Origin of the sequence: Kiloniella antarctica (assembly GCF_042682825.1) — a bacterium.
GTDB classification, from domain to species: Bacteria; Pseudomonadota; Alphaproteobacteria; order Kiloniellales; family Kiloniellaceae; genus Kiloniella; species Kiloniella antarctica.
This window is the reverse complement of sequence record NZ_JBHUII010000001.1, coordinates 912,142-929,578: the sequence shown is the minus strand read 5'-3', so window position 1 is coordinate 929,578 and position 17,437 is coordinate 912,142. Positions and strand designations below refer to the sequence as shown.

General features: G+C 45.9%; 18 protein-coding genes. 7 read left to right on the top strand and 11 right to left on the bottom strand.

All coding sequences use genetic code 11. The features are described from left to right. The 8 genes from ACFSKO_RS04410 to ACFSKO_RS04375 form a co-directional block, all read right to left on the bottom strand. Complete coding sequence (locus ACFSKO_RS04410) at positions 1 to 846, bottom strand: phytanoyl-CoA dioxygenase family protein (RefSeq protein ID WP_380248805.1); 846 nt, start codon at positions 844 to 846, stop codon at positions 1 to 3. Positions 847 to 882: 36 nt separating this feature from the next. Next, the gene (locus tag ACFSKO_RS04405; protein WP_380248803.1) at positions 883 to 1,224 is read right to left on the bottom strand and encodes a hypothetical protein; all 342 of its coding nucleotides are present in this window, start codon (positions 1,222 to 1,224) and stop codon (positions 883 to 885) included. A gap of 93 nt (positions 1,225 to 1,317) precedes the next feature. Further along, positions 1,318 to 1,842, bottom strand: a complete 525-nt coding sequence (locus tag ACFSKO_RS04400; RefSeq protein WP_380248801.1) for a PAS domain-containing protein — start codon at positions 1,840 to 1,842, stop codon at positions 1,318 to 1,320. Between the two features lie 77 nt (positions 1,843 to 1,919). Continuing rightward, positions 1,920 to 2,852: an ABC transporter substrate-binding protein gene (locus ACFSKO_RS04395; RefSeq protein WP_380248799.1), complete on the bottom strand. Its 933-nt coding sequence runs from the start codon at positions 2,850 to 2,852 to the stop codon at positions 1,920 to 1,922. Positions 2,853 to 3,022: 170 nt separating this feature from the next. Further along, entirely contained in the window at positions 3,023 to 4,234 is a 1,212-nt protein-coding gene (gene hemW / locus ACFSKO_RS04390; protein WP_380248797.1) for a radical SAM family heme chaperone HemW, read from the bottom strand. A 135-nt stretch (positions 4,235 to 4,369) separates the two neighbouring features. Further along, a complete protein-coding gene (gene rdgB, locus ACFSKO_RS04385; protein WP_380248795.1) occupies positions 4,370 to 4,993 on the bottom strand; it encodes an RdgB/HAM1 family non-canonical purine NTP pyrophosphatase in 624 nt (207 codons plus the stop codon). Positions 4,994 to 5,062: 69 nt separating this feature from the next. After that, a complete protein-coding gene (gene rph, locus ACFSKO_RS04380; protein ID WP_380248793.1) occupies positions 5,063 to 5,782 on the bottom strand; it encodes a ribonuclease PH in 720 nt (239 codons plus the stop codon). A 177-nt stretch (positions 5,783 to 5,959) separates the two neighbouring features. Next, complete coding sequence (locus tag ACFSKO_RS04375) at positions 5,960 to 7,375, bottom strand: MFS transporter (protein ID WP_380248791.1); 1,416 nt, start codon at positions 7,373 to 7,375, stop codon at positions 5,960 to 5,962. A 161-nt stretch (positions 7,376 to 7,536) separates the two neighbouring features. On the opposite strand from ACFSKO_RS04375, the gene ACFSKO_RS04370 reads away from it, so the two are divergent. The 3 genes from ACFSKO_RS04370 (at position 7,537) to grpE (ending at position 10,246) form a co-directional block, all read left to right on the top strand. Beyond that, positions 7,537 to 8,190 (top strand): helix-turn-helix transcriptional regulator, encoded by a 654-nt coding sequence (locus ACFSKO_RS04370; RefSeq protein ID WP_380248789.1) that lies wholly within the window; start codon positions 7,537 to 7,539, stop codon positions 8,188 to 8,190. A gap of 315 nt (positions 8,191 to 8,505) precedes the next feature. Continuing rightward, a complete protein-coding gene (hrcA, locus tag ACFSKO_RS04365; protein ID WP_380248787.1) occupies positions 8,506 to 9,537 on the top strand; it encodes a heat-inducible transcriptional repressor HrcA in 1,032 nt (343 codons plus the stop codon). A gap of 67 nt (positions 9,538 to 9,604) precedes the next feature. Continuing rightward, positions 9,605 to 10,246 carry a nucleotide exchange factor GrpE gene (gene grpE / locus ACFSKO_RS04360; protein WP_380248785.1) on the top strand — a complete coding sequence of 214 codons (642 nt, stop codon included), beginning with the start codon at positions 9,605 to 9,607 and terminating at the stop codon, positions 10,244 to 10,246. 60 nt (positions 10,247 to 10,306) lie between these two features. On the opposite strand, the gene ACFSKO_RS04355 is transcribed toward grpE, so the two are convergent. Both ACFSKO_RS04355 and ACFSKO_RS04350 read right to left on the bottom strand, forming a co-directional pair. Beyond that, on the bottom strand, positions 10,307 to 10,930 hold the full coding sequence (locus ACFSKO_RS04355; protein WP_380248783.1) for an alpha-ketoglutarate-dependent dioxygenase AlkB family protein: 624 nt from the start codon (positions 10,928 to 10,930) through the stop codon (positions 10,307 to 10,309). 12 nt (positions 10,931 to 10,942) lie between these two features. Beyond that, positions 10,943 to 11,221, bottom strand: a complete 279-nt coding sequence (locus ACFSKO_RS04350) for a hypothetical protein (protein ID WP_380248781.1) — start codon at positions 11,219 to 11,221, stop codon at positions 10,943 to 10,945. Positions 11,222 to 11,498: 277 nt separating this feature from the next. Here ACFSKO_RS04350 and dnaK point away from each other — a divergent pair, with 277 nt between their 5' ends. The 4 genes from dnaK (at position 11,499) to dapB (ending at position 16,349) form a co-directional block, all read left to right on the top strand. Then, entirely contained in the window at positions 11,499 to 13,412 is a 1,914-nt protein-coding gene (gene dnaK, locus ACFSKO_RS04345; RefSeq protein ID WP_380248779.1) for a molecular chaperone DnaK, read from the top strand. Positions 13,413 to 13,485: 73 nt separating this feature from the next. After that, on the top strand, positions 13,486 to 14,613 hold the full coding sequence (gene dnaJ, locus ACFSKO_RS04340; protein WP_380248777.1) for a molecular chaperone DnaJ: 1,128 nt from the start codon (positions 13,486 to 13,488) through the stop codon (positions 14,611 to 14,613). A 153-nt stretch (positions 14,614 to 14,766) separates the two neighbouring features. Beyond that, complete coding sequence (locus ACFSKO_RS04335) at positions 14,767 to 15,405, top strand: LysE family translocator (RefSeq protein ID WP_380248775.1); 639 nt, start codon at positions 14,767 to 14,769, stop codon at positions 15,403 to 15,405. Between the two features lie 137 nt (positions 15,406 to 15,542). Continuing rightward, complete coding sequence (gene dapB / locus ACFSKO_RS04330; protein ID WP_380248773.1) at positions 15,543 to 16,349, top strand: 4-hydroxy-tetrahydrodipicolinate reductase; 807 nt, start codon at positions 15,543 to 15,545, stop codon at positions 16,347 to 16,349. 79 nt (positions 16,350 to 16,428) lie between these two features. Here dapB and ACFSKO_RS04325 read toward each other — a convergent pair whose 3' ends face one another. Beyond that, positions 16,429 to 17,415 carry a DMT family transporter gene (locus ACFSKO_RS04325; RefSeq protein ID WP_380248771.1) on the bottom strand — a complete coding sequence of 329 codons (987 nt, stop codon included), beginning with the start codon at positions 17,413 to 17,415 and terminating at the stop codon, positions 16,429 to 16,431. Positions 17,416 to 17,437: the final 22 nt, after the last annotated feature.

The window sequence follows — 17,437 nt, the reverse complement described above, 5'->3', positions numbered from 1 at the left end:
CTAGTCTGTGCTCGTAATATCTGGTAGGTCCGCAATGTGTTTGTATTTTTCAAACTGTAGAAGAATGAGGTTCAAGCGATCCTCTGGCGCAGGCGGATGCTCGGGATTAAATAGAGGTTCACAAAGAGGATCCAGTGCTGCATTTTGAAACTCAAGAGAGAGGCTTAAGCGCGGAGATTTTGCTGAGGCATGGCTTTTTCCTCCCCAATGAAACAGATCCTGCCGCCACCCTAAAAGAGACCCGGCCTTTGCGGGGAGACACAGCACATCCTGAAGTGGAATTTGGGAAAGATCGGTAATGGGGTTGTTGTACTGTCGTTCATAGCTGAGCGGGAGTAATGACATACAGCTATTTTCGGGCGTTGCGTCGGTTAAGGGTAGCCACAAGCTGAGAGACACCAGCATCTCTTGACCGTAAAGGTTGATGACTGAACGGTCAGCACTATCGCGGTGAGGTGGCCAACCCTTACCTTTTCCGGGTTCAATATACCAAGCCCAAAAGTGGGGAAGTATCTGGTAGTTATCACCGAGAAAGTTGCTCAGGAGGGTGCGTGCTCTGAGGAACAGTGTCCACGTCTCATCATAAAGATAGATAAAGGCCTGTGGAATTTGGCGCTGATGGAAGAGTTCCATCGCCGTACGGATGGGGAGAAGTTCTTGCTCTGTGTAAAGCGTCTGGCAATTCAAATACCCGTCGCGCCAAAGGGTGTCTGAAACGTTGCTCAAGAGATGTTCATTAATACTCGAAAGCGAATCACACTGGAGCTTCTTATTTGTAATGGATAGCTCAGGATTTAGAGTGCGCCAAAAGGACAAATCTTTAAAATTTTCCTGGATGATTTCCATATATTTCCTCCCGGAGAGAATTTGGGGAAATCTTAGTTATGGCATGATGCGGAGAAGAGCTGCGTCCAAAATCGAAGCGACCATGGCCCGAGCTGTATCTTCGAGAAGTTTGCCGTCGTCTGCTTTAGGTCCGGCAAGTTTTTCCAATACGTAACCCGAGGGTAGATCTTCTATGCCCGCGGCAATAACTTCAGGGTGTGATTTTAATTCATCAATAAGGGCAATGCAGCCCAACCATTTATGGGTGAGGGTCAAAACGACCCGGTTTTTATCCGGAGCCATTTGCTTCAGTTTTTCGGCAGGGCTCAAATCTGAAAATCCTGGCCGGCGCATGGCTTGTGAATAGATAACTTCGGCAGCTTTTTCCAATTTGATCATCGACCATTCCTCTATTTTGGATACCTTGTCTCAAATACCTGCCAGTGAGGCAACTGGATGTATGCCAAGAGGGTAATTTTATTAGTTAAGGCCCTATTGAACAGTGGAGAGTTGCCGGAAAAATTTAAACGATCCAGTGTCAGATGTTCTGGAGTGACAGTAGGTAATAAACAGATCTGGTTTACTGCTTATTGATTGTTTGTCACGAGAGAAAGGAAGTATGACTCGGTAATAGTCAAATTCACTCTCTGGTACAACATAGGAAATCTGCCAAACCATTGGTTTCGCTGTATCCAATGCGATCTTGAACTCTTCAAAATGCGATTGGTATATTTCGTTGGGTGTACCTTTTAGAATGCTGCATCCTGCGAGATCTTCGTTGGAAGCTGCAGATATTTCTGTACCATCAAGGCGATAGATAAAATCCAACGGTTCGTGCTGAATATCTACGACGCAAAGTCGCCCAAGAAAGTTTTTGAACGTCACAGGGTCAAGTTCGCTTTTTAATGGAAAGCTACCAGATGCCTTTAAGTTGTGCCAAATGCTCAAGAGGCTATGGATAGCTTCTGGTGTGGCGTCGAACTCAGAAATAGCTGCGGTATATTGAAAACTCGACATGAATCATTTCTGAATCTAATTCGGGGTAATGTCAATATATCAGTTCGATAATCCAAATGGGGTTAAAGACAGCTAAACTATCGGCTGTTTGTGGAACCTGATGTTAAATCCATATGAGATTTACATTTTCCCTCGAGCCATGATCGCCACTTTTGGGGGTGTGTTTCAAGCCATTTTACGGCAGCTTGTCGAGGAGTATAGCCTTCAATATTCACAAGATTTGAAAGCTCTTCAATCATGCTGTTACGGGCTTCAATTTTTTGTAGGATATTGTAAGCGCAGGGCCACTGGGTGGGGAACCCATGCCAGACAACCTTTTTAAGCCATCCGTCTTTGGGGTTGCCACAGTCATAGGCAAGATCAGGGTTTATTCCCCATGCGGGATTCATTACGCATTCTTTACTGTAGGGAGGGAACTCAACAAATTGGCCAGGATAGTAATTATCGATCCAATTTGGTGTCCAATTATGAATTAGTATAGGACGCTTTGCTTCGATATGTTTTTTGATTTCTACACGGAGTTCAATTGAATTTGTCAGGCGTTTTATGGTGAAGGGAAGGTCAAGTGCGAGTATTTTAAATTGCTCATATTTATCCCAAGGGCCTGTGATATAGAGGCCTTTGTCAGGGTCAGGGCTGCCTTTGAAAATTGTCGCGCATTTTCTGAGTGCTTTCCAGTCCGGTAGGCCGGGGCATAGGTCGGTGACGTAATCGGGATACCACCATTCTTCATGGGTGGTTGCTCTGTGAGTTCCAGCTGAGACAATCAATTTTTTGGCAAGCATTTGCTGAAAACGAAGGCTTTGTGATCCTTCCCAAACTTCAACCTGAACGTGGATACGTCCTCTACCAAGTGCGCCCCATTGTTCGGTTATGTCTATGGGCGCGAATATGACCCGGTACCCAACACTTTCAAGTACATTTCGGTAAACTTCTGATAATACGATCTGGCTGGACCAGTTATTTATGGCGATTACAATGGGGGCGTTTCGTTCTGTATGATTAGCCACAGCGGATGAATGGCCCGTGATGACAAGGCAGAAGGTTATAAAAATAATAACAAGAGGTCGCCAGATATATGTAATCATCACAATCAGGATAACATCAAAGCAGTTAATAAGTATGCTTGTTAATAATTGCGGTTTTCTTAAGGGGAATCATAAGCTGCGAGGGCGGAATTTTATGAGAGCAGGTAAGATAAAAGACTGTTTAGTCTTGTCCGACCAGAAGGGGTCGCGATGATTTTACCTGTGGTTACAACGACAAGCTTCTCTGCACAAAGTTGGTTCAGTTTTTTAGCGTCAACTAAATCATGCAGATTATCCCCGGTTTCGTCTTTTATGGCCTGAAGGTTAATACCTTCTTCGAGACGGAGGCCCATCATCATCATTTCTTCAAAACGTTCCGGGATCGAAACAGTACTATAGGTACGTGTCGCGTGTTCGGCTTGTTCTACTGTATCGAGCCAAATTTCGGGTACGCGATGCTGTCTGGTGGCCATTTTTTTGCCTAATGTACTATTATCAGCCAAGGTGAGACGTCCGTGGGCACCGGGGCCAATACCAATATAATCACCGTACTTCCAATAGGTTAAGTTGTGTCTACTCTCTTGGCCGGGGCGGGCGTAGTTGGAAATTTCGTAGTTCGGCATGCCTTTGTTCTCCATGATCTCGTTCGTTAGATCGTAGAGTTCTGCTGCTTTGTCTGGGTTAAGTTCACTAAGCTCTCCACGTCGTCTGGCACCGTGGAATGCAGTGTTCTCTTCAATAGTCAGTTGATAGAGTGAAAGGTGTTCCGTTCCTTCTGCCAGTGCACGTTCCAATTCTTTTCGCCATGAGACGACATCTTGATCGGGGCGTGCATAGATGAGATCAAATGAAAATCGGTCAAAATATTTTCTTGCGATATCAATGGCTTGTAAAGCTTCTTGGGCAGAATGTTCTCGACCTAAAAACCGCAAGTCGTCGTCGTTTAGGGATTGAATGCCGAGCGATACGCGATTGATACCTGCTTGGGAAAATGCAGAAAACTTTCCAGCTTCTACAGAGGTGGGGTTGGCTTCTAAGGTGATTTCAAGATCATTGCGGCTCGGCCAATGCTGCCTAATGCGATCAATCAGAGCGCCTGCCGTCTCTGGTGCCATAAGGGATGGAGTGCCGCCACCAAAAAAGACAGAACTGACGATACGCCCTTCGCCACCGCTCTTTTTTAAAATTTCAGCATAATGGTCGAGTTCTTGTAACAATGCCGCCCGCCAGCGTTCTTGAGAAACGTCCTCTCTGACGTGGCTGTTGAAATCGCAATAGGGGCACTTCTTCAGGCAAAAGGGCCAATGAATATAGATCCCGAATCCCCGTCTGGCCGCGGCCGGTAGGAGAGTGGATGATTGCATCGATGTAACCATTTATTTGCCCGACATAGAAGGAAGCAGGAACAGTTTCCGCTTTCCTTCTGCATTTACCACTCACTCAGCAATGTACTGAGGCGTGTTTTGTAGAAAATATGTATTACGGAAACCAGATGTAGCTTACGCCTTAAACTTCTCTTCGACCAGAAGCGCAAAAGCACGTGCGCGGTGGCTCATAGTATGTTTGCGGACCGGGTCCATTTCGCCAAATGTGATGCTTTCGCCTTCAGCCTGAAACACGGGGTCGTAGCCAAAGCCGGAGAGGCCGCGGGCAGGGTGAACAATGGTGCCATCGACCCGGCCTTCATAGACTTCAGTCGTGCCATCAGGCCACGCTAGGCAGAGGGCGCAGACAAAATAGGCTGCACGACTATTGTCACCTTTTGTTGCCGCATTTTGGAGTTTTTGTTCTACCTTTTCCATCGCCAGACCGAAGTCTTTATTTGGTCCAGCCCAACGCGCAGAAAAAATACCGGGATCTCCATTCAGAGCAATAACAGCCAAGCCACTGTCGTCGGATAAGGCTGGCAGGCCTGAACCCTTTGCTGCGGCAATCGCTTTTATTTCAGCATTGGCAGCAAAGGTATCACCGTCTTCTATCGGTTCTGGCAGGCCGAGATCACCCGCTGAAACAACATCTACCCCATAAGGAGCGAGCAATTCAGCAATTTCCCTGAGTTTCCCAGGGTTATGGCTGGCAAGAACCAACTTGCCATCGCGTAGTGATTTATCGGCCTGTGCCATGACCATCTCCAATAGAAAACTTCATTGCAGCATTTTAACCTAAGCGGCTAATTAGCCAACTCAGCTTTTTTACTCTGTACCGATTGTTTGTTTTTGTAGGACGACAAGCTCTGAAATACCTTTTTCTGCGAGATCAAGGAGAGCATTGAACTCATCACGTGAGAAAGGCTTTTCTTCTGCTGTACCCTGGATTTCTACAACACCAAGATCACCAGTGAGAACAAAATTGGCATCGGCTTGGGCGTTAGAATCTTCGGGGTAATCGAGATCGAGAACTGGGGTGCCTTCGAAGATGCCACAGGAAATCGCAGCGACATGATCTGTGAGCGGAATCTTGTCGATCATACCCAGTTTTTTCATGTGTTGGAAAGCAAGGTGCAGGGCGACGAATCCACCTGTGATAGAGGCTGTACGTGTGCCGCCGTCGGCTTGTAACACGTCACAATCGATTTTGATTTGACGTTCGCCAAAGCCTGACATGTCGGCAACAGCTCTGAGTGAACGGCCGATCAAACGTTGGATTTCTTGTGTACGACCGGATTGCTTGCCGCGGGCGGCTTCCCGGTTGGAACGTGTGTGTGTGGCGCGGGGCAACATACCGTATTCAGCAGTGATCCATCCCTTACCGGAGTTCCGAAGCCAAGGCGGAGTGCTATCTTCTACAGACGCTGTACAAAGAACATGGGTATCCCCAAATTTAATGAGGCATGAGCCTTCGGCGTGCTTGCTGAAATTGGTTTCAATAGTGACTTGACGCATTTGGTCTGGATTACGGCCTGAAGGACGCATGGTATACCCTCGAATAAGAAAAGATGTTTCGCGGAAGCTACCTTATGGTTCTTGGCAGGTCCAGAAAGATCGCCACAATTAATGTTAAAGCCGGCGTTAACGTCCAAAGAGAGAGTTACTCTAAATCCTAAGGTGCTGGCCAATAGTAGATCGCAACAAACTCTTACGTGGATTTTCTTATGTGAGTTCCGGGGTTGCTGTTATTTGGTTTGTTTCCATATCTCGCCGTTTAAGGCGAACCATGTGGACGGCGAGAATTGTTGCAATGGCAAGCACGGGGATAAAGATAGCGTGGACCCAGTAGGCGGTCTGTTCAATGACTTCCATTGTCGCATTTTCTCCGAACCCTATTATGGCTGCAGGGATTCCGGCGACAGCAGGTCCAAAAGCCCCACCACACATTTGTAGTGTTGGTATTGCACCGGATCTTCGGTCTTGTTCTTCCTGATTACCTGTTTCGATGACGACAGAAGAAAGATCAGCCCAAAAAATACCGAAGCCTGCACCCGCAAGGAATATAGCAATACTCAGGAGCCATAATGGTCCCCCGTATAGAGATATCGCGATGCCATACACCCCAAGCAGAGCAATGAATACACCGATAGGAATCAGATATAACCGCCAAGAAGTATTCTGTGGGAGCTTGGCGCAAAGCATTGCAGCTAACGACCAGGACAAAGATTCGACGGCGACCATAAGGCCTGCAGAAAGAGGGGAAAACCCATGCACCTTTTGTAAAATATAAGGACCGTAGACCATAAAAGAGACGGCAGAAATCATACTCAAAAAAACGATCGCGAGGCCTGTGCCTGAGGTGTGAAGCAGGCTCAGTCCATGACGCGGCAATAAAGTTGCGACGGCTTTTTTGTCCCGGTAAAGGAAGAGAGAAAAAAGTATAAATCCCAATATTAAAAGTAAGACAGCGTATTTCGGCAATAGATTTGCCATTGCTACGACCAATACAGAACTACCTAAGAGAGCCAAACGAAATATAGGTAAGGCAGATTTGTTGGATATTTTATTTTTACTGCTAGGTGAATGGTCCTTTGGAAAGGTTGTTCTAACAAGAACGATAAATAAAACGGCAAAGGCACAAACAACATAGAAACCACCACGCCAACCGATGGTTTCTGCAAAGAGGCCTCCTGCAAGAGGTCCGCCTATTGAGGCAATGCCCCAGACAGCAGATTCCATGGCGAACACTGTGGGCCACAAGTGTCTTGAAAAAAGATCGCTAATCACTGTGTAACAACTTGCGAGAATTAATCCGCCGCCTGCACCTTGAACTATTCTCGAAAACAAAAAGAGTTCCATGGATGGCGCGAGGCTTACGAGTAGGGAACCAATAGCAAAAACCGCCCCGGCTATTGTGAGAATCGCACGTCCGCCGATTTTGGATTTAGCGGTGCCTGTTGCTAAGGACGCGATCATGGCGGCGGTGGTATAAAGTAAGGCAGACCAATTGATAAACTCGACACCGCTCAAATCGTCGACGGCTGAGGGTAACAGGGTTGAGGTAATCAGACTGTTAAGCGCATACAGAGCAACACCCATGCAGATAATGACAAGATGTACGATATTCTTTGTTGTCATTTTGGCGTCACCAGGATTTTTATCTGATGTATGGCCTGATGTGGTGGTGTTCATCATTTTGCCTTTAATAGAAAAGTAATTTCTTTTTTTATTATGTTTATACGAGGTGATTAAAAAAGCAAAGTCTTTTATATTTCTGATTCTGGTTTATACTCATAAAAATGAAGAAAAATGCCAAAACTGAAGATGCTATTTTAGCTTTATTGAAGGCCCGGGGAAGTATGTCTGCAGTTGATCTGGCGGGCAAACTAAACATAACGGCTATAGGTATGCGCCAACATCTCAAACGTATGAATGAGATGGGAATGATCGCAGCAACACCTTTGATCGCATCAAAACCTAAAGGAGCCGGTCGGCCAGCTACAAGTTGGGAATTGACGACATTATCCCATAATAAATTCGGGGATTCGCACGCATTACTGACAAAAGACCTTATCGAAAGTGCCAGAGCTGTCTTTGGCGATGAGGGTGTTGAGCAACTCGTTGCCCACAGAGAAGATCAAACTTTAAAGCTTTACCAAGAGGCTATGTCTGCTGCGTCACCTCTTAAGGTCAAAGTCGCTCAACTTGTCAGGTTACGTGAACAAGAAGGGTATATGGCTGAAGTAGAAGAAGATGGTCAAGGTGGCTTTTTATTTGTTGAAAATCACTGTCCCATCTGTACTGCAGCGACGGTGTGCCAAGGCTTTTGCCGGGCAGAATTATCTATATTTCGCACAGTTCTTGGTCCTGATGCTATAGTGGAGAGGGTAGAGTACCTTCTCGAAGGGGGCCGGAGATGTAGTTATACTATTCGACCTAAATCCTTAAACTGAAGCGTTCCCAATTTTCACAAATTTGGTAGTTATTTGGTGTTCAGCGGATGGACTGAGTGATTTTGATACCCATGGTATAATATATTCGATAAGGTCATAAGTAGAGTTTGTCTTAAGGGCGTTCCGAAGGATACATCTATGGAGATGACGGCATTGAACACTGCTTGGATCGTCCCTACATCTAAATGTGAATTTTGTCTGAGTTATTCGTCTCGGATGTTAATCCGTTTGGTTCCAACGTGTCAGAAATAAAGGTTTAAGGATAACGTGGCCAAATTTAACGATACCTCCTTGCTACCCGTAGACGCGTCGGGGATGAGCGATAGATCTCGAGAGATTTTTCGTCTCGTTGTGGATGCCTATGTTGAAACGGGTGAACCGATAGGATCACGGACTCTTTCCCGAAAATTGGGCTTGGATCTGTCCCCTGCGACGATACGAAATGTGATGGCAGACCTAGAAGATATGGGGTTGTTATTTTCACGTCACACGTCTGCGGGACGGTTACCAACTGATGTTGGGCTTCGCCTCTATGTAAATGGATTGCTTGAACACGGAAATTTGAGTAAAGACGAAAGATCACATATCAAAGCGCAGTGCGCTGCGGGCGGTAAATCAATGCCTCAGTTACTGGAAGAAGCTACAGGGATGCTGTCAGGGCTATCGCAGTGTGCTGGTCTTGTCGTTGCGCCGAAGCTTTCAGAACCTCTTAAACATATTGAATTTGTATCTTTGGCTCCGGGTCGAGCGCTCGTTGTGATGGTTACGGCTTCTGGTTCTGTCGAAAATCGGGTCGTGAATATTCCCCTGGGATTGCCGCCTTCGGCCTTGGTTGAAGCCTCGAACTTTCTGTCTGCTCGATTAATTGGAAGGACGTTGGAAGAGGCCATTGTTGAGATTCACGCTGAACTCAAGGCCCATCAGGTGATGCTGGATGAATTATCCCAAAAGGTAGTTGAGCTTGGTTTGGCAACCTGGGCAGAGGATATTAATGGCAGCTCCCACGGAGCTTTAATCGTAAGAGGGCAAGCGCAGCTTCTGGAAGATATAAATGCTCTTGAAGATTTAGATCGGGTACGCCATCTATTTTCTGCGCTTGAAAAACGAGAATCGTTAGTCCGATTGCTGGAGATGACAAAAACTGCAGAGGGTGTGCAGATCTTTATTGGGTCAGAAAATGATTTATTTGCCCAAGCAGGTTGTTCTGTAGTAATGGCTCCTTATAAAAATACTCGTCAACAAGTGGTTGGTGCGATCGGCGTCATTGGTCCTACACGAATAGACTATGCGCGGATCATTCCCATGGTGGATTATACCGCCAAGATACTTGGTCGAATGGTTGGATAAATATCAAGGCTGAAATCTTGTGATATCCAGAAGATGGTAACTTAAGATATAGATTGGTTTACGGAAAATGACCGAAGCGGAAAAGATAAATCCGGAAGAAAATGGTGTTGCCGAAGATCAGATTCCTGACGATCTGGTCGCTGAGGAAACATCCGAAGGCGAAACGTCTGAAGACGTTGTCGAAGAGGCTGGTACTTCTGATGCTGTTAGAGTTGCAGAACTTGATGCTCAAAATGCACAGCTAACCGACAAATTGTTGCGGACTATGGCGGAAATGGAAAACCTTCGCAGTCGTACACGTCGGGAAAAAGAAGATACCGTAAAATATGCACCACAAAAATTGGTGACGGACCTGATCGGTGTGATGGATAATTTGCAACGCGCATTGTTGTCTGTGTCTGAAGAAACCGCAGAAGGTAATGAGGATCTTAAGAACTTACGTGATGGCATTGATATGACCAATCGCGAAATGTTGAAAGTTTTTAGCCGTCATAACATTACCGAAGTAGAAGCTCTTGGTGCTAAAATGGACCCTCATAGCCATGAAGCTCTTTTCGAAGTTCCAGACCCTTCTCAGCCTGAAGGTACTATCGTTCAGGTTATTCAGCCTGGTTTCCGACTCCATGATCGTTTGTTGCGTCCGGCTCGTGTTGGTGTTGCCAAGGGTGGCCCCGCTGCCGGTGCGGAAAAAGTAGATACAACAGCTTAAATATTTTTGCTGATGATTTGAAAAAGCCGATACATATTATGTATCGGCTTTTTTTGTGTCCTAGAGGGTGTGGATCTTAGGAGGCGTTACTCTTCGCATGGTGAGATTGATTCTGCCGCCATGTTTTAAAAGCTGGCTTGAGCCATGAAGAATCCGATCAACACCATGGTAAGCTTTTCTCGCTTTCCCTCCAAGTATGACAACATCTCCAGATGCGAGTTTAATAAAATTGGATGGTCCTTTTCGAGTCAAGCCACCGATTTTAAACATGGCGGTATCGCCAAGTGATAAAGAAAATACTGGCGCGATTTGATCTTCTTCATCTTCATCACGGTGCAGGCCCATTTTTGATTTTTCGTTGTGGTAATAGTTTAATAAACAACATTCTGGTTCTTCAGGATAGTCTGCAAGGTCATTCCAAAGTTTCAATAAAATATCGGGAATGGGTAGCCAGGGACTTTTTGTTGACGGATGTGTTGCTTGGTAGCGATAACCCTGATTTTTATCCGAAACCCATCCTAGAGAACCAAAGTTTGTCATTTTTACAGAAAAAGGTTTTCCTGTACTTGGCATTTGCGGTTCGAAAAGAGGATTCTGTTGAATTTTATTACGCAGTTTTTCAAGCAGTGACTTTTGCTCGTCTTTATTCAGATATTCGGGAAAATATTTAAAGCCTGGAATCATGACACCTACGCACTAGTTAATTTTTCTGACATCTCTTTTTTCGAGCAGTCGTATGGTTAGGAATAATAACCCGCCAATGATGGCGACGGTAAAACCGAACCACTGAACGGATCCGGCATTAAATTTATAATAGCCAACCAGCATGACGATAATTCCAAAAAAAACATCGCCGGCGGCGATCCACTTCACCATTTTTCGTATTGAAGGACTGGCTAGAGAGTTGCCTCGGTGGTTACTTCGAGGTTCGGATTGTCGTTGGGAATCTGACTTCTTGTTGTCTTTTAGGTTCATTTTATTTGGTGTCCTCGAGGCTTTTTTGTCTCTTACTCAAAAGTGCTGAATGCCTTTGTCAGACACCGTAACTAATTACCTTTGTTTTGTAACGCGATGCTGATTTTCTTAAAAACCTTATTTTTTTAAGCATATTGCTTCTTGCAGTCCGTGCATTGGCTGCATATATAGTGCCTGAGCCCGAATAAATGGACTTCATCCCTTAAAGGGACCAGCCCGGCAGTGCTTGCCAACAAGGCTGCCAAATCGGTTTGCTAAATTAAGTGTGAGGAAAGACATGAGCAAAGTTATTGGTATTGATCTAGGAACAACAAACTCCTGTATCGCTATTATGGACGGTAAAGACGTCCGTGTTATTGAAAATGCTGAAGGTGCACGTACAACACCTTCTATGGTTGCCTTTACTGCAGAGGAACGCCTTGTTGGCCTTCCTGCAAAACGTCAATCTGTTACAAATCCAACAAATACTCTCTTCGCTATCAAGCGCCTCATTGGTCGCCGTTTTAACGATCCGCTTACGAAAAAAGATATGGACCTTGTTCCATACAAGATCGTTAAAGCTGATAACGGCGATGCTTGGGTCGAAGCTAATGGCGAAAAATACAGCCCATCCCAAATCTCTGCATTCATTTTGCAAAAAATGAAAGAGACAGCTGAGAGCTATCTTGGCGAGCCTGTTACCAAAGCTGTTATCACTGTTCCTGCTTACTTCAACGATTCACAGCGTCAGGCAACGAAAGATGCCGGTAAGATTGCTGGGCTTGAAGTTCTTCGTATCATCAATGAGCCGACTGCTGCTGCTCTTGCTTATGGTATGGAGAAAAAAGGCACTGGTACTGTTGTTGTTTATGACCTTGGGGGTGGTACTTTCGATGTTTCCGTGCTTGAAATTGGCGACGGTGTCTTCGAAGTAAAATCTACCAATGGTGATACCTTCCTCGGTGGTGAAGATTTTGATGGCCGTATCATTGGTTATTTGGCTGATGAGTTCAAAAAAGAGCAGGGCATAGACCTGCGTAAAGACACACTTGCTCTACAGCGCTTGAAAGAAGCTGCTGAAAAAGCAAAAATTGAACTGTCTTCTTCTACTCAAACGGAAGTAAACCTTCCGTTCATCACAGCTGATGCATCGGGTCCAAAGCACCTTAACGTTAAGCTTACACGTGCTAAACTAGAAGCGCTTGTTGATGATCTGATTCAACGTACAATGGGCCCTGTTAAAGCGGCTCTGAAAGACGCTGGAGTTAAAGCTGCCGAGATTGATGAAATCATCATGGTCGGCGGTATGATCCGTATGCCTAAAGTTCACGATACCGTTAAGAACTTCTTTGGGAAAGAGCCACACCGTGGTGTGAACCCTGATGAAGTTGTTGCAACGGGCGCTGCTATTCAAGCTGGTGTTTTACAGGGTGAAGTGAAAGACGTTCTTCTTCTTGACGTGACACCGTTGTCTCTCGGTATTGAAACACTTGGTGGCGTTATGACCAAGTTGATCGATCGTAACACAACGATCCCAACGAAAAAGAGCCAGACTTTCTCTACGGCTGAAGACAGTCAGAGTGCTGTGACCATTCGCGTTTTCCAAGGTGAGCGTGAAATGGCTGCAGACAATAAAATTCTGGGTCAGTTCAATCTTGAAGGTATCCCAAGTGCACCACGCGGTGTGCCACAGATTGAGGTTACTTTCGATATCGATGCCAATGGTATCGTTAACGTTGGAGCTAAAGATAAAGCGACTGGTAAAGAACAGTCTGTTCGTATCGAAGCTTCTGGCGGCTTGAGTGACGCTGATATCGACCAAATGGTCCGTGACGCTGAAGCGAATGCTGATGAAGACAAAGCAAAACGTGAAGCTGTTGAAACCAAAAATCAGGCTGAAGGTTTGATCCATCAGACCGAAAAAACTCTTGGTGAAGTTGGTGACAAAATCTCAGACGAAGAGAAAGTTGTTATCGAAGCTGCGATTGCTGAGCTGAAGACTGCTCTGGAAGGCGATGATGTAGAAGACATCAAAGCGAAAACCGAAGCACTTGGTCAGGCCTCTATGAAGCTTGGTGAGGCACTTTATGCTGATCAAGCTGGTGCTGAAGGCGATGATGCCTCTGGTGCGCCGGAAGCAGAAGCAGATGACGGTGTGGTTGACGCTGACTTCGAAGAAGTTGACGACGACAAGAACAGCAAAAGCGCTTAACGCGGTTTTGAACTTTAAGGGGTTGGCGTAAGCCAGCCCCTTTTCACCTTCTTATTGAGGGAAAATCGTACTGATGTCCAAAAGGGATTTCTACGAGATACTAGGTGTTTCACGCTCGGCTGATGCCAAAGAGCTGAAAGCCTCTTATCGAAAATTAGCCATGAAATATCACCCGGATCGCAATCCGGATAATGCTGAGGCAGAGCAAAAGTTCAAAGAATTGAACGAAGCTTATGGTATTCTCAAAGACGAACAACAGCGCGCGGCGTATGATAATTATGGTCATGCAGCTTTCGAAAACGGCGGCCCTGGTGCTGGCGGCGGCGGTGGCGGCTTTGGTGGCGGTGGCTTTGCTGATATTTTCGAAGAAATGTTCGGTGGTTTTGGTGGCGGTGGCCGACAAGCTGGTGGTGCCCAGCGCGGTGGTGATCTTCGTTATAACATGGAAATTTCGCTTGAAGATGCTTACAAAGGCAAACAAGCGGAAATTAAAATTCCAAGTGCTATTTCCTGTGATTCTTGCGACGGCAGCGGCGCAGAAAAGGGTTCAACTCCTGTAACGTGTGGTACCTGTAAAGGTAATGGTCGTGTGCGCATGCAACAGGGCTTCTTCACTGTTGAACGGACCTGTCACAGTTGTCAGGGTGTTGGTCGAGTTATTGAAAACCCTTGTGGTAATTGTCATGGTTCCGGCCGTGTTGAGCAGGAAAAAACTCTGCAGGTCAACATTCCAGCTGGTGTAGAAGAAGGCAATCGCATTCGTTTGGCTGGTGAAGGTGAGCTTGGTAACCACGGTGGAACTCCAGGGGATCTTTATATCTTCTTGTCGATAGAGCCCCATCGAATTTTCCAGCGCGAAGGCGCTGATATCTATTGCCGAGTTCCGATCTCTATGACGAAGTCTGCCCTTGGTGGCAGCGTCGAAGTCCCGACGATTGATGGGGGACGTGCGAAGGTTACTATTCCAGAAGGTACGCAGAGCAGACAGCAGTTCCGATTGCGTAGTAAGGGGATGTCTGTTCTTCGATCAAGTTCTCGCGGTGATATGTACGTTGAAGTTACTGTTGAAACACCCGTTAATTTGACGAAACGTCAAAAGGAACTGTTGAAAGAGTTTGAAGGCGAAGAAGCTGATAACTCACCTCTGAGCTCCGGTTTTTTCAAACGTGTGAAAGAATTTTGGGAAGACCTGACCGAATAAATTGATCAAGTTGATCCAAGTTTAGTTATTTTAAAAGGCCTGTTGGAATTGTAACGATTCCGCAGGCCTTTTTTTATACGAATTATTATCTCTTGTAGAATCAGTGCCCTGTTCTGCTAATCTGCCTGCGAATAAATTTAGCCTGAGAAGAAAATGACGCTTCCGCCACTCGAATATCTTTTGGCCTATTGGTTGGCGAGTACGCTACTTGCCGCAACGCCTGGGCCAACCTGGCTTTACACGCTCACCATTAATTTATCGGACGGGTGGAGGAAATCGCTATGGATTCCTGTGGGGAACGCTTTGGGACTTCTTGCGCATCTCGTTGCTGCTTTGGTCGGATTGTCTCTACTTATTCAACAATCAGCAATCGCCTATGAAATTTTGCGATGGATCGGTGCGGGATATCTTTGTTTTCTTGCTTGGAAAGTTTTGACAGGGAAAGCAGACCTTAGCGTTGATAAAGACAAACCTTTAAAGACAAATTCGGTTTTGAAGGTCGTGCTTCAATCAGCGTTAATCAATATCACAAACCCTAAGGTTATTATCTTCATGATTTCCTTTCTACCGCAGTTTGTACAGCCGGAAATGGGAAATTTTCAAGAACAGATTATGATTTACGGGGCTATACACATATTGAATGCGGGGCTTATCATCAGTTTGGTTGTCCTCTGCTCTGAGAAGATGAAGTTTCTCTTTTCCGGCGCTGGACGGATCGCGCGATCTTTCAGGACTTTGGCTTCGATGGCAATGCTTGGGGTTGCTATTCGTGTTGCGCTAACGGATAGATAAAAGCCTTGGATTTGATGCCAAAAGCTTACTCTCTTTTAAGTTTACGTACTGGCTTGGATAAATGTGACATAACTGTTATGGCTGTTAACCATTTCAAAGTGTCGCTTGGGCAGTGTTTCTTTACGGGATAATTGGATATGAGTAACAAAATCGGGATCGTTGGCTGTGCGGGCCGAATGGGTCGTATGTTGACAGAGGTCATTGGCCGCACTGAGAACTGCACGGTATCTGGCGGAACAGAACTTCCTGGAAGTCCCGATCTGAACAAGGATCTTGGGGAACTGGCAGGAATCGGATCGCTCGGCGTGAAGGTTGGAGATAACCCCAAAACACTGTTTTCATCGTGTGATGTAGTGATCGATTTTTCAGTGCCTACAGCTACTCTTAATCATGCTAAGCTTGCGGCTGAAACCGGGTGTTCCCTTGTTGTTGGCACGACGGGGATGACTAATGAGCAAGTGGCGGAACTAGAAACTGCCGGGTCTAAAACATCGATCGTCTTTGCGCGTAATATGAGCTTGGGTGTTAATCTCTTGATGTCCATTGTTGAACAGGTCGCCGCCTCCCTTGATGAAGACTACGATATTGAAGTGGTTGAAATGCATCATCGCTATAAGATTGATTCGCCCTCTGGAACGGCGTTAGCGCTAGGTGAAGCTGCTGCGAGTGGACGCGGGGTTGACCTAGATAAGGTCGCGGACAAAGTCCGAGATGGTATTATTGGGGCTAGAAAACGTGGAGACATAGGCTTTGCAACGTTACGCGGGGGGGACGTTGTTGGAGATCACTCTGTAATTTTTGCTGCGGATGGCGAGCGGATTGAACTTGGTCACAAGGCTACAAATCGTGAAGTGTTTGCTCGAGGTGCTGTTAAGGCGGCGAATTGGTTAGAGGGTAAACCAAATGGCTTTTATGACATGCGCGATGTTCTCGGGTTAAAATAATGGGGGTTGCCTTATTATAAAAAAAGGGGCTATCGGCCCCTCTTTTTTTGTTCAAATACAATATGGTATATCGAAAATTTTAAGATTGGCGTGTGGCACGTTTACGCTCGCGATAAAGGGTATAAAGGCCACTGGCTACAACGATCAAGGCACCGGTGATGGTCCACTCATCGGGTAGTTCTTTGTAAAACAACCAGCCAAACAATGTCGCCCAGACCAAAAGTGTATAGTTAAAGGGCTGGACGGCTGATGGAGTGGCGTATTGAAAAGCAAAAATCAGGAAGAGATGGCCGAGGCTGATAAAGATGCCGCCTGCGATCAAAGCAATCCACCCGTAAAAATCTGGTTGTACCCAAAAGAAGGGTACCAAAAAAGTAACGACAACAAGAGGTACAATCCCTGTATAAAATTGGGAAACCTGCCCGTCATCATAGCGGCTGCTTATTCGTAGAAGTATTTGATAAAAAGCAAAGGCGATTGCGGCTAATAAGGGAAGTAAGAAGAGTTCATTAAAGCCTTCGAAACCAGGGCGCAGGATAATCATTACGCCTGCGAAACCAATAAGCACCGCTAACCAACGACGCAATCCTACTTTTTCTTTTAACCAAAGCGCTGATAGCGCTGTAACAAATATTGGTGCTACAGCAACGATGGAATGGACATCGGCAATGGGAAGAAGCTTAAAGCTCAATGTGAAAAGAAAGGCTTCTCCTACGAGAAATATCGAGCGAAAGATCTGAAGAGATAGGTTATTGGAACGGACTATCTTAACCACACCACCGGGGCCTTCGCGGTAAACGGCCATGCCGATGACAAGCACAGATAGAATCAAATACCGGATCCAGAGCAACTGGGGCAGGGGATATGTCTGTGCCACATGTTTTACGACGGCATCGCCTGAAGAAAACGCGGCCATGGCGATAATGGCCAAAAGAATACCTTGTCGTGTTGTGTCCGCGATCGTGGTCTCTTGTTGCAGCGTAGGATGAAACTGTGATTGTAGTTCAGATGACGCACTGTTTGAGGCGGCGGTGCTTTTTTCTTCGTTGTTAAGAGAACCGTTCATCGACGGGAATACCTTTGGGTTT

Excerpts from the sequence above, each read along its gene's own strand:
- rph (WP_380248793.1), bottom strand. The coding sequence starts at position 5,782 with ATGCGTCCTTCAGGCCGTAATCCAGACCAAATGCGTCAAGTCACTATT.
- ACFSKO_RS04350 (WP_380248781.1), bottom strand. The coding sequence starts at position 11,221 with ATGAACCTAAAAGACAACAAGAAGTCAGATTCCCAACGACAATCCGAA.
- hemW (WP_380248797.1), bottom strand. The coding sequence starts at position 4,234 with ATGCAATCATCCACTCTCCTACCGGCCGCGGCCAGACGGGGATTCGGG.
- ACFSKO_RS04375 (WP_380248791.1), bottom strand. The coding sequence starts at position 7,375 with ATGACAACAAAGAATATCGTACATCTTGTCATTATCTGCATGGGTGTT.
- hrcA (WP_380248787.1), top strand. The coding sequence starts at position 8,506 with ATGAGCGATAGATCTCGAGAGATTTTTCGTCTCGTTGTGGATGCCTAT.
- grpE (WP_380248785.1), top strand. The coding sequence starts at position 9,605 with ATGACCGAAGCGGAAAAGATAAATCCGGAAGAAAATGGTGTTGCCGAA.
- ACFSKO_RS04370 (WP_380248789.1), top strand. The coding sequence starts at position 7,537 with ATGAAGAAAAATGCCAAAACTGAAGATGCTATTTTAGCTTTATTGAAG.
- ACFSKO_RS04405 (WP_380248803.1), bottom strand. The coding sequence starts at position 1,224 with ATGATCAAATTGGAAAAAGCTGCCGAAGTTATCTATTCACAAGCCATG.
- ACFSKO_RS04325 (WP_380248771.1), bottom strand. The coding sequence starts at position 17,415 with ATGAACGGTTCTCTTAACAACGAAGAAAAAAGCACCGCCGCCTCAAAC.
- dnaK (WP_380248779.1), top strand. The coding sequence starts at position 11,499 with ATGAGCAAAGTTATTGGTATTGATCTAGGAACAACAAACTCCTGTATC.
- ACFSKO_RS04400 (WP_380248801.1), bottom strand. The coding sequence starts at position 1,842 with ATGTCGAGTTTTCAATATACCGCAGCTATTTCTGAGTTCGACGCCACA.
- ACFSKO_RS04410 (WP_380248805.1), bottom strand. The coding sequence starts at position 846 with ATGGAAATCATCCAGGAAAATTTTAAAGATTTGTCCTTTTGGCGCACT.
- dnaJ (WP_380248777.1), top strand. The coding sequence starts at position 13,486 with ATGTCCAAAAGGGATTTCTACGAGATACTAGGTGTTTCACGCTCGGCT.
- ACFSKO_RS04355 (WP_380248783.1), bottom strand. The coding sequence starts at position 10,930 with ATGATTCCAGGCTTTAAATATTTTCCCGAATATCTGAATAAAGACGAG.
- rdgB (WP_380248795.1), bottom strand. The coding sequence starts at position 4,993 with ATGGCACAGGCCGATAAATCACTACGCGATGGCAAGTTGGTTCTTGCC.
- ACFSKO_RS04335 (WP_380248775.1), top strand. The coding sequence starts at position 14,767 with ATGACGCTTCCGCCACTCGAATATCTTTTGGCCTATTGGTTGGCGAGT.
- dapB (WP_380248773.1), top strand. The coding sequence starts at position 15,543 with ATGAGTAACAAAATCGGGATCGTTGGCTGTGCGGGCCGAATGGGTCGT.